Genomic DNA, 9,649 nt, shown 5'->3' with positions numbered 1-9,649 from the left:
GGTTACATTCCGAACCCGGAAGCTAAGCCTCACAGCGCCGATGGTACTGCAGGGGGGACCCTGTGGGAGAGTAGGACGCCGCCGAACAAATTTTGAAGAAAACCCCGCACCTCACGGTGCGGGGTTTTCTGCGTTGGGGATCGTCTAGGGTCGAGCCATGCGCTATGACCTCGTCATCTTCGACAACGACGGTGTCCTCGTCGACAGCGAGCCGATCTCGAACCGGCTGCTCGCCGCCCAGCTCACCGAGCTGGGTCACCCCACCTCGTACGAGGACTCCATCCGGGACTACATGGGCTCGGCGATGCACCGGATCCACGACCTCGTCCTGGAGCGCACGGGGAAGGCGCTGCCGGCCGACTTCGACGACGTCTTCCACGCCCGGGTCTTCGCCGCGTTCCAGCGGGAGTTGAAGCCGGTGGCAGGCGTCACCGGCGTACTGGAGAAGCTGACGGCGGACGGGACGCCGTACTGTGTCGCGTCCTCGGGCAGTCATGAGCGGATCCGGGTGGGGCACCGGACGACGGGGCTCGACCGGTGGTTCGACGAGACCCGGATCTTCAGCTCGCAGGACGTCGGGCGGGGCAAGCCGGCTCCCGACCTGTTCCTCTACGCGGCCGAGCGCATGGGAGTTCCGCCGGGGCGGTGCGTGGTGGTCGAGGACTCGCCGCTGGGCGTGCAGGCCGCCGTCGCGGCCGGGATGGACGTCTACGGGTTCACCGCCATGACGCCCGCGGACCGGCTGACGGGAGCCACGCAACTGTTCACCGGCTTCGACGAGTTGCTGGACCTGCTGATATGACACGGGCCGTCGTGCGGCACTGACATTTGTCATGCGGAGCTCCGGACGATCGTTTCTACTGCGGAGTGGGCGGCGGCCGCGAAGCTGAGGGCATGACGACGAACACGAGCAAGAGCCGGAGCAAGCTGAAGAACCTCGCGCCGCTGCTCATCGACGTCGCGGTGCCCGTCGGGGGCTACTACCTGCTCAAGAACGGGTTCGGCACGAGCACGCTCGCCGCCCTCGGCTGGAGCAGTGTGGTGCCGGCCCTGCGGACGGTGTGGGGCGCGGTCAAGGAGCGGCAGGTCAACGGGCTGGCCGCGCTCATCCTCTTCGTGAACGTCGTCGGGCTCCTGCTCACCTTCGTCTCCGGGGACCCGCGGCTGATGCTCGCGAAGGACAGCGGGGTGAGCAGCGCCATCGGGATCGGCATCCTGGTCTCGGTGGCGCTGGGCAAGCCGATGATGACCGTCGGCATGAAGCCGTGGCTGATCAAGGGACAGGCGAGCCGGGAGGCCGCCTGGGCCCGGCTGCGGCACGGGTCCGAGGCGTTCCGGCGGGCCGAGCGGCGCTTCTCGCTGGTGTGGGGCGTGGTGCTGCTCGGCGAGTGCGTGGCGCGGGTCGTGGGCGCCTTCACGCTGCCCGTCGACACGATGGTCTGGCTGGGCTCGGTGGTCATGGTGGCCGCGATGGTCCTCGGCTTCCTGGTCAGCGGCGCGGTGGCCGCCGGTCCGATGGCCCGCATGCTGATCGCCGAGGCGGAGGCCGGGACGAAGACCGGGACCGCGGCCACCGCGCCCACGGGTGCCGAAGCCGACTCTCCCGCCGCTCGCCCCACCCCCCTGGCGCCCCTGCCCGCCCCCGCGCCGGCCGTGACGCCCGCCCAGTGAGGCCCAGCCGCAGGACGGGCCGGGAACCCGGCCGAAAAACTGAGCCGAATTCATCTTTGGCCGGATCTACCCACAGGTAGCCCGGGGCCCTACGCTCGCCGCCATGACAGAAGTGCTGCGGCGCGGCAGGGCCTCGTTGGCGTTCAGCTTCTTCGCGCAGGGCGCCGCCTTCGCCCTTCTCGTGACGCGCATTCCCGCGATCCAGGACCGCTACGGCGTCTCGGACGCGCTGCTCCCCGCCTTCCTCGCGGCCGTTCCGGTCCTGGCGGGCGTCGGCAGCGTGACGACCGAGCACCTGGTGAAGCGGATCCGGCCCAGCCGGGTGCTGCGCTGGTCCCAGCCCGTCGTGCTGCTGGCCCTGCTCGGTGCCGGGGCCGGCGACCGGATCGCCGAACTGGCCGCCGCGCTGGCGGTCTTCGGGCTCGCCGTGGGGGCGCTGGACGCGTCGATGAACATGCTCGGGGTGAGCCTGCAGCGGACGTACGGCCGCAGCATCATGCTCGGCTTCCACGCGGCCTACAGCCTGGGCGGGATCGTGGGCGCCTCGCTGGCATGGGCGGGGGCGCACTGGCATCTGGCACTGGTCGTGTCGTACCTGCCGGTCGTGGTGGTGCTGCTGCCGGCGGCCTTCGTGGGGAGCCACTGGTACGTCGACGGCGACAGCACCGCCGTACCGGCCACGGGGGACGGGGCCGGGAGCCGCCCGGGCGGCGGGTCTCCCGTCTTCAGGCTGCTGCTGCCGCTGTGCCTGGTGATGACCTTCGCTTACATCGGCGACTCGACCGTCTCCAACTGGAGCGCGAAGTACCTCCAGGACGTGCTGGGCAGCTCGGAGCAGCTGGCGACCGTGCCGTACAACGTCTACATGGTCACCACGCTCCTGGGGCGGGCGATCGGGGACTTCGGGGTGCGGCGGTTCGGGGCCGTGGCCGTCGTACGGCTGGGCGCGCTGGTGGCGGCGGCGGGGTTCGCGGTCGTCGCCGGGGCGCCGGGCGCCTGGGCGGGGATGCTCGGGTTCACCCTGGTGGGCCTGGGACTGTGCGTGCTCGTGCCGCAGACCTTCGCGGCCGCCGGGCGGCTGTTCCCGGGGGCGTCGGACGCGGCCGTCGCCCGGCTGAACATCTTCAACTACGTGGGTTTCCTGGTCGGTTCGCCCTTGGTGGGGGCGCTCGGCGACGCCTGGAACTACCGCGGCGCCATGCTGGTGCCGATGGTGTTGGTGCTGGTGACGTTGGTGTACGCCCGGTCGTTCGCTCGTCAACCGGACCGATACGGTGACCACCATGAGCGGCCGCGCACAGCTGATGTGGGACGAGGCAGTAACGGGCTATGACTTCGGCCCGGACCATCCGATGGATCCGGTCCGGCTGGCCCTGACCCGGAAACTGGTCGACGCCCTCGGGCTCGACCGCGCGGCGCGGGTGGTCGCGGCCAAACCGGCCGGTGAGTCGACGTTGCGGCTCGTCCACCGGCAGGACTACATCGAGGCGGTGAAGGCCGCGTCGGCCGCCCCGCAGGCCTGCGACGGGTCGTACGGGCTCGGGACGCTGGACGACCCCGCCTTCGCCGGGATGCACGAGGTGTCCGCGCTGATCGCGGGGCAGTCGGTGGGGGCCGCGGAGGCCGTGTGGCGCGGGGAGGCGCTGCACGCGGTGAACTTCGCGGGCGGGCTGCACCACGCCATGCCGGGCAGCGCCTCCGGGTTCTGCGTCTACAACGACGCCGCGCTGGCGATCGCGCGCCTGCTGGAACTCGGGGCGGAGCGGGTCGCCTACGTCGACGTCGACGTGCACCACGGCGACGGCGTGCAGGCGGCGTTCTGGGAGGACCCCCGGGTGCTGACGATCTCGCTGCACGAGCATCCGCGGACGCTGTTCCCGCAGACCGGATGGCCGGAGGAGACCGGGGCGCCGTCCGCCGAGGGCTCGGCGGTGAACGTGGCGCTGCCGGCCGGCACCGGGGACGCGGGGTGGCTGCGGGCGTTCCACGCGGTGGTGCCGGAGCTGCTCGCCGGCTTCCGCCCGCAGGTCCTGGTGACCCAGCACGGCGCCGACACGCACTTCGAGGACCCGCTGGCGCACCTGGCGGTGTCGCTGGACGCGCAGCGGGCGGTACAGGTGGCCTGCCACGACCTGGCACACGAGCACGCCGACGGGCGCTGGGTGGCGCTGGGCGGGGGAGGGTACGCGGTGGTGGAGGTCGTCCCGCGGTCCTGGACGCACCTGGTGGGGATCGCGGCCGGGCGGCCGGTGGAGCCGGAGACGGTGATCCCGGAGAGCTGGCGGCAGGAAGTGTACGCCCGGACGCGGCAGTTGGGGCCGATGCGGATGACGGACGGGCGCTGGCCGGTGTCCTGGAGCGACTGGGAGGCGGGGTACGACCCGGCGGACCGGCTGGACCAGGCGGTCCTGGCGACCCGGCGGGCGGTGTTCCCGATGCGCGGGCTCCTGGCGTAGGCGGGGCGCTTCGACACGGCGCCGGGCCCGACGCCGTTCAGGTGCAAGCCTGTTCAGGCGCAACGCCTCTCGGGCTCAAAGCTCTTCATGCGCAACGCTCCTCGGGCCCACCGCTCTTCAGGCTCGCCGTTCTTTAGGCCAACTGTGCGGTGTTCCCCTGTTTTCGGGACGCCTGTGTCCGTGGTCCGTCACCATCGCTGGGGTGTTGAGCACCGCGGCGCTGCGCGCCCATCTGGTGGCGGCCCGTCTGGCCGGGACCGTGGCCACCTCGCGGGAGGAGAGTCTGCGGAGGTACCGCTTGTTCGCGGCTCGCGACCCCCGCGCGTTGATCGGCATCGATCCCGAACGCGTCTGGGCGCAGGGGGACTTGATCGCGTTGATGGCGGAGAAGTGCGGGGTCTCGGCGGATCCGGATCACATCTCCGGCCATGATGTGATCGACCCGGAGCTGACCCTCGCCGCCCTGGAGGCCTTCGCCGAGCGGCTCGCCACGGCCGCCCGGCGCGGCGCGCCGGTGCTGCTCGGCACCGGCCACCCTCATCGGCTGCTCGGTTTCTACGCCGCCTTGGCCGATGCCCTGTCGGCGGCCGGATGTACCGTCCTCACCCCGGCGCAGGGTCGCTGTGTCGACATAACGACCCGGTTCGGTCTACGCACGTACAACCTCGCCTACGTACGGGGAGTCGCCCTGGTCCGGCCGCCCGGGGCGGAACACCCCGGTTGTGAGCCCGGCGCGCACACGCACTCGCCGCTGCCGGTTCGGCTCGCCCTGGCGGCGGCCGCCGACGCCGGCGGTCCGCTGCCCGAGCTGGTGATCGGTGACCATGGATGGGTCTGCGGAGCAGGTCAGCTGGGGTTCGAGGCCATCGGCCTGGCCGACACGGACGACCCGGCGCCGTTCGTCGGGGAGGCGGAGGGGCGCGTGTCCGTCGTCGTTCCGCTCGACGACGCCGTTCGGCCCGCTTACTACCGCCCGCTCACCCGCTACGTGCTCAATCGAGCGTGTCTGTCACAGTAGGCCGCCGATGGGTGCACCTCTTCCCCACTCGCATCACACGCCCCTACATTGGGGAGTGAGCACGCAGCGACGAAGAGTCACCGGAAGGGGAAGCCGGTGGCCGTCGAGTGCGGAAGGTTCAGGTGTGTCATGGCTGCAGCTGGCGAGAGGCCTCTGAACGAGGTTCAGTTCCTTACCGTGGCGGAGGTCGCCTCGGTGATGCGAGTGTCGAAGATGACCGTGTACCGGCTGGTGCACAGCGGTCATCTGCCCGCGATTCGGGTGGGGCGGTCCTTCCGCGTCCCCGAGCAAGCGGTTCACGAGTACCTTCGCGAGAGCTATGTGGGGGTGGAAACCGCCTGACGGCGAACCGGCGGGATCCGGCACAGGGCACTTCCCGGGTCCCCCGGTCACCTCGATTACGACCTCAGCGCTCGGACGGGTAGGCTGGCCCCTCGTAGGTCGTATGGGCCCATGGCGCCCAAACACCGAGTGATGAGAAGTGAGCGAGGGTAGTCGTGGGCTCTGTAATCAAGAAGCGGCGCAAGCGGATGGCCAAGAAGAAGCACCGCAAGCTGCTCAAGCGCACCCGCGTCCAGCGTCGCAACAAGAAGTAGTGACGCCAGTCGCTACGAGGTAGCGCGACATCGCGAGAGCGTGTCCGTGGCCCCCCACCGGATCCGGTGGGGGGCCACGCGTTTGTCGGGGCCCGTCCGGAACGCCGCCCCGTCCGGCGCCCCGGTCCCGCCGCCGGCCGGCCCTCGTTCGGCGGCCGGGTCTGTTCGTATGTTCGTGCGTATCGTTACGTCACGCATCGGGTGGTCATCACAGCGCAACATCGACCCGATAGGTTGGCCGCAGACGGGGAACGCGGCGGGATACGGGGTCCTGGAGAGGAAGGCGCTGATCTTGGGACAGATCGTGCTCGTGACCGGAGTGGCCCGTCAGCTCGCGGGCCGGTTCGTACGGCGGATCCAGCGTGACCCGCAGGTGGACCGGGTCATCGGCGTGGACGCGGTCCCGCCCGAGCACCATCTGGGCGGTGCCGAGTTCATTCAGGCGGACATCCGGCAGCCCGGCATCGCGCGCGTGCTCGCCGAGACCTCCGCCGACACGGTGGTCCACATGGACGTCTCGGGCACCGCGCTCGGCAGCGGCAACCGGGCCACGGTCAAGGAGACCAACGTCATCGGGACCATGCAGCTGCTCGGCGCCTGCCAGAAGTCCCCGGGCGTCCAGCGGCTGGTGGTGAAGTCCAGCACCAACGTCTACGGGTCCGCGCCCCGGGACCCGGCCGTGTTCACCGAGAACACCCCGGCCAAGTCGCTGCCCAGCGGCGGCTTCGCCAAGGACGCGGTCGAGGTCGAGGGATACGTCCGGGGTTTCGCGCGACGGCGTCCTGACGTCGCCGTGTGCGTGCTCAGGTTCGCCAACATCCTCGGCCCGACAGCGGACGCGCCGCTGGCCTCGTACTTCTCGCTGCCGCTCCTGCCGACCGTGTTCGGCTACGACCCGCGGCTTCAGTTCGCGCACGAGGACGACGTGATCGAGGTGCTGCGGCTCGCCTCGCACGAGCCCCGCCGCGGCACGCTCAACAGCGGCACCTTCAACATCGCCGGGGAGGGCGTGCTGCTGCTCTCCCAGTGCGCGCGACGGCTCGGCCGCCCCACCGTGCCGCTGCTGCTGCCCGCGGTCACCTGGGCGGGCTCGCTGGTGCGTACTCTGGGCATGACGGACTTCTCACCCGAGCAGATCCGACTGCTCACTCACGGCCGGGTCGTGGCGACGGACCAGATGCGCGAGACCCTGGGTTTTGTGCCGAGGTACACGACCGCGGAGACCTTCGCGGACTTCGCCCGTAGCCGCGGTCCCGGACTCCTGCCGCCGGAGGTCCTCGCAAGGGCCGTCGACCGGATCGTCGCGCTGTCCCCCGGGGACAGCGGCCACCCCCCGACGCACAGCGCCAACTGAGGAGCGCAGCAACGATGGCGGACGCCAAGGTCATTCCGTTCGACGACGACCGGTCCCGCGGGGGCGCCGCGCAGCGGCCGCAGCGGCGCCGGAGCGCGGGGAGCCGGCGCACCGGGGGCGAACCGGCCCTGGTCCGGGAGGTCCAGCCCCTGCCCACCAGGGACGTTCCGCAGGATGATGTCCCGGTGACCCCGGAGGAAGAGCAGCCCCAGGAGCCCCACCCGCCGCAGTGGCACGGCGGGCTCGAACGGCGCATCGCGAGCGGCCTGTCGTTCCTGCGCCGCCGCCTCACCGGGGACTACGAGGTCGACGACTTCGGCTACGACGCCGAACTCACCGACCAGGTTCTGATGTCCCTGCTCCGGCCGGTGTACGAGAAGTACTTCCGGGTGGACGTGAAGGGCGTGGAGAACATCCCGGACAAGGGCGGGGCGCTGATCGTCGCCAACCACTCCGGGACACTCCCGCTGGACGGCCTGATGATGCAGGTCGCCGTGCACGACCACCATCCCGCCGGCCGGCATCTGCGGCTGCTGGCGGCCGACCTGGTCTTCGTGCTGCCGGTGGTCAACGAGCTGGCCCGCAAGCTCGGCCACACCCTCGCCTGCGCCGAGGACGCCGAACGGCTCCTGCGGCAGGGCGAACTGGTCGGGGTGATGCCGGAGGGCTTCAAGGGCATCGGCAAGCCCTTCGGCGAGCGCTACAAGCTCCAGCGGTTCGGCCGCGGCGGCTTCGTCTCCACCGCGCTGCGCCAGGGCACCCCGATCATCCCCTGCTCGATCGTCGGGGCCGAGGAGATCTACCCGATGATCGGCAACGCCAAGACGGTCGCGCGGCTGCTGGGCTTCCCGTACTTCCCGCTCACGCCGACCTTCCCGTGGCTGGGCCCGCTGGGCGCGATCCCGCTGCCGACGAAGTGGACCATCCAGTTCGGGGAGCCGATCCCGACGGACGGCTATCCGCCGGAGGCGGCCGAGGACCCGATGCTGATGTTCAACCTGACCGACCAGGTCCGGGAGCAGATCCAGCACACGCTCTACAAGCTGCTGGTGCAGCGCCGGTCGGTCTTCTTCTGACCTCTACGCGCCCTGTACGGCCCGCCACGACGACGGGGGCGCCCTCTGGGGAAAGAGGGCGCCCCCGTCGTCGTACGCCTGTCTACGGCGCGCTCTCCCCCTCGATGCCGAGGCCGGGCAGCAGGCCCGGGAGCAGCGGCGGGATGGTGACGTCCGGGGCGCTGCTGGGCGACGTGCCGGTGGACGGCGAGGCGCTGCCGGTCTTCGGCGGGTCGAGCAGGCCGCCGGTGCTGCCGCCGATCAGTCCGTCGCTCTCGCTGCCGGAGCCGGCCGACTTGCTGGGGCTGCCGCTGCCGGACTGCCGGCCGCCCGCGGTGGGGCCGGTGGTGGGCCGCGCGGAGTGGCCGGAGCCGGACGAGGCACCGCCGGACGAGGACGGGGCGGTGCCCTGCCGCCGGCCGTCGCTTCCCCCCTGGCTCGGGGACGGGGGGAGCAGCGACTGCAGCGGGGCCACCTCTTCGTCTATGGCGGCGAACACCGACGACACCTGCTGACTGACGTCCCCGAGCTGCACGGGCAGCCGGTCGCGCAGTGCCCCCCAGGCCTCGCGGTGGGACCGGGAGAAGGCGGAGAGGGCCTGGATGGGGCCCAGGGAGTCGGGGTCGCGCTCGTACGCCTCGTGCAGCAGGCGGTGGCCCTCCGCCGCGTCGTGCTGCATGCCCAGCAGGGTGCGCCGGATCTCGCCGAGGGACTCGTGGTCGAGCGCGCCGCTGCGGCCGCGCTCCATCAGCCGGCGGGCCTCGTTCAGCCGGGTGGAGGCCAGGTCGAGGTAGGCCTGGCCCTGCTCGTCGGCGTTCTCGGTCAGGTAGTTGAGCTTGAAGTCCTCGATGCCGCGTTTGAGGCCGTAGAGCGAGTCACCGGGCAGGGCGTCGGAGCTGGCGGCGGCCACTCCGCCGAAGGCGCTCGCCGCCACACCCATACTGAGCCCGCCCGCTGCCAGGCCCTTGGTCAGCCGGGTACGCGGCCGCAGTTTCCCCAGGCCGCTCGCCCGGTGGGCACCCCGCGCCCGATGACCTCGCTGCTCGGGGACCAGCTCGCCCGCTTCGCCGTTCGCGGTGCCCTCCTGCAGCATGGCCTCCATCGCGGCCACCAGTTGGGCCCGCTGGACGACCTTGACCTCAGGGTCCAGCTCCGGCCGGGGCAGTGCGCCGAGACCGGTGGCGAGGGCCAGCAGACGGCCCCGCTCGGTCTGTTCCGCATCAGCCGGGGCCGGTGCCGGTCCTTCGGACTGCTCGGCCGCTGTGCCCTGGTCGGACAGCTCCTCCAGGGCCTGGGCGAAGGCGTTCGCCCGCCGGTGCGCCGATACGTTCGCGATCACTGGCGGCACCTCCTCTCGTCATGACGGTCGACTCCCCAGGGGACCTGAGGGTTGCACGTCCACACCCGCGCCCACACGATCGGGTGACCAGCGTGGGCCAGGACGTGACCACAGGGAGCCTGTATCCCGCACAACGAGCGGCTCGGCACTTGGGTTACGG

Annotated in this window: 10 protein-coding genes and 1 rRNA gene; 10 read left to right on the top strand and 1 reads right to left on the bottom strand. The window is 71.4% G+C overall.

What is annotated here, in order from left to right:
* The 10 genes from rrf to ACIPM1_RS23065 form a co-directional block, all read left to right on the top strand.
* A 5S ribosomal RNA gene (gene rrf, locus ACIPM1_RS23110) occupies nucleotides 1-87 on the top strand; the annotation flags it as partial.
* 70 nt (nucleotides 88-157) lie between these two features.
* Nucleotides 158-802 (top strand): HAD family hydrolase, encoded by a 645-nt coding sequence (locus ACIPM1_RS23105; RefSeq protein ID WP_402437501.1) that lies wholly within the window; start codon nucleotides 158-160, stop codon nucleotides 800-802.
* Nucleotides 803-894: 92 nt separating this feature from the next.
* Nucleotides 895-1,671 (top strand): VC0807 family protein, encoded by a 777-nt coding sequence (locus ACIPM1_RS23100; RefSeq protein WP_402437499.1) that lies wholly within the window; start codon nucleotides 895-897, stop codon nucleotides 1,669-1,671.
* A gap of 103 nt (nucleotides 1,672-1,774) precedes the next feature.
* The gene (locus tag ACIPM1_RS23095; protein ID WP_402437497.1) at nucleotides 1,775-3,004 is read left to right on the top strand and encodes an MFS transporter; all 1,230 of its coding nucleotides are present in this window, start codon (nucleotides 1,775-1,777) and stop codon (nucleotides 3,002-3,004) included.
* Nucleotides 2,955-4,127 (top strand): acetoin utilization protein AcuC, encoded by a 1,173-nt coding sequence (locus tag ACIPM1_RS23090; protein WP_402437496.1) that lies wholly within the window; start codon nucleotides 2,955-2,957, stop codon nucleotides 4,125-4,127. The genes ACIPM1_RS23095 and ACIPM1_RS23090 overlap by 50 nt, the downstream gene beginning before the upstream one ends.
* Nucleotides 4,128-4,329: 202 nt before the next feature.
* Nucleotides 4,330-5,145, top strand: a complete 816-nt coding sequence (locus ACIPM1_RS23085) for a phosphatase (RefSeq protein ID WP_356187245.1) — start codon at nucleotides 4,330-4,332, stop codon at nucleotides 5,143-5,145.
* A gap of 129 nt (nucleotides 5,146-5,274) precedes the next feature.
* Nucleotides 5,275-5,487 (top strand): helix-turn-helix domain-containing protein, encoded by a 213-nt coding sequence (locus ACIPM1_RS23080; protein ID WP_004984898.1) that lies wholly within the window; start codon nucleotides 5,275-5,277, stop codon nucleotides 5,485-5,487.
* A 155-nt stretch (nucleotides 5,488-5,642) separates the two neighbouring features.
* A complete protein-coding gene (locus ACIPM1_RS23075) occupies nucleotides 5,643-5,741 on the top strand; it encodes a 30S ribosomal protein bS22 (RefSeq protein WP_003948845.1) in 99 nt (32 codons plus the stop codon).
* A gap of 292 nt (nucleotides 5,742-6,033) precedes the next feature.
* Nucleotides 6,034-7,095 carry an NAD-dependent epimerase/dehydratase family protein gene (locus ACIPM1_RS23070; protein ID WP_402437493.1) on the top strand — a complete coding sequence of 354 codons (1,062 nt, stop codon included), beginning with the start codon at nucleotides 6,034-6,036 and terminating at the stop codon, nucleotides 7,093-7,095.
* A 14-nt stretch (nucleotides 7,096-7,109) separates the two neighbouring features.
* On the top strand, nucleotides 7,110-8,171 hold the full coding sequence (locus ACIPM1_RS23065) for a lysophospholipid acyltransferase family protein (RefSeq protein ID WP_356187251.1): 1,062 nt from the start codon (nucleotides 7,110-7,112) through the stop codon (nucleotides 8,169-8,171).
* An 82-nt stretch (nucleotides 8,172-8,253) separates the two neighbouring features.
* Here the strand turns inward: ACIPM1_RS23065 and ACIPM1_RS23060 are convergent, their stop codons facing one another.
* Nucleotides 8,254-9,489 (bottom strand): DUF5667 domain-containing protein, encoded by a 1,236-nt coding sequence (locus ACIPM1_RS23060; protein ID WP_402437491.1) that lies wholly within the window; start codon nucleotides 9,487-9,489, stop codon nucleotides 8,254-8,256.
* Between the last annotated feature and the right edge of the window lie 160 nt (nucleotides 9,490-9,649).

The organism is Streptomyces sp. NPDC086766 (assembly GCF_044746005.1).
GTDB lineage: Bacteria > Actinomycetota > Actinomycetes > Streptomycetales > Streptomycetaceae > Streptomyces.
This window is presented reverse-complemented; position numbering and strand designations above follow the sequence as displayed.

Excerpts from the sequence above, each read along its gene's own strand:
- ACIPM1_RS23105 (WP_402437501.1), top strand. The coding sequence starts at position 158 with ATGCGCTATGACCTCGTCATCTTCGACAACGACGGTGTCCTCGTCGAC.
- ACIPM1_RS23100 (WP_402437499.1), top strand. The coding sequence starts at position 895 with ATGACGACGAACACGAGCAAGAGCCGGAGCAAGCTGAAGAACCTCGCG.
- ACIPM1_RS23095 (WP_402437497.1), top strand. The coding sequence starts at position 1,775 with ATGACAGAAGTGCTGCGGCGCGGCAGGGCCTCGTTGGCGTTCAGCTTC.
- ACIPM1_RS23090 (WP_402437496.1), top strand. The coding sequence starts at position 2,955 with ATGAGCGGCCGCGCACAGCTGATGTGGGACGAGGCAGTAACGGGCTAT.
- ACIPM1_RS23080 (WP_004984898.1), top strand. The coding sequence starts at position 5,275 with ATGGCTGCAGCTGGCGAGAGGCCTCTGAACGAGGTTCAGTTCCTTACC.
- ACIPM1_RS23065 (WP_356187251.1), top strand. The coding sequence starts at position 7,110 with ATGGCGGACGCCAAGGTCATTCCGTTCGACGACGACCGGTCCCGCGGG.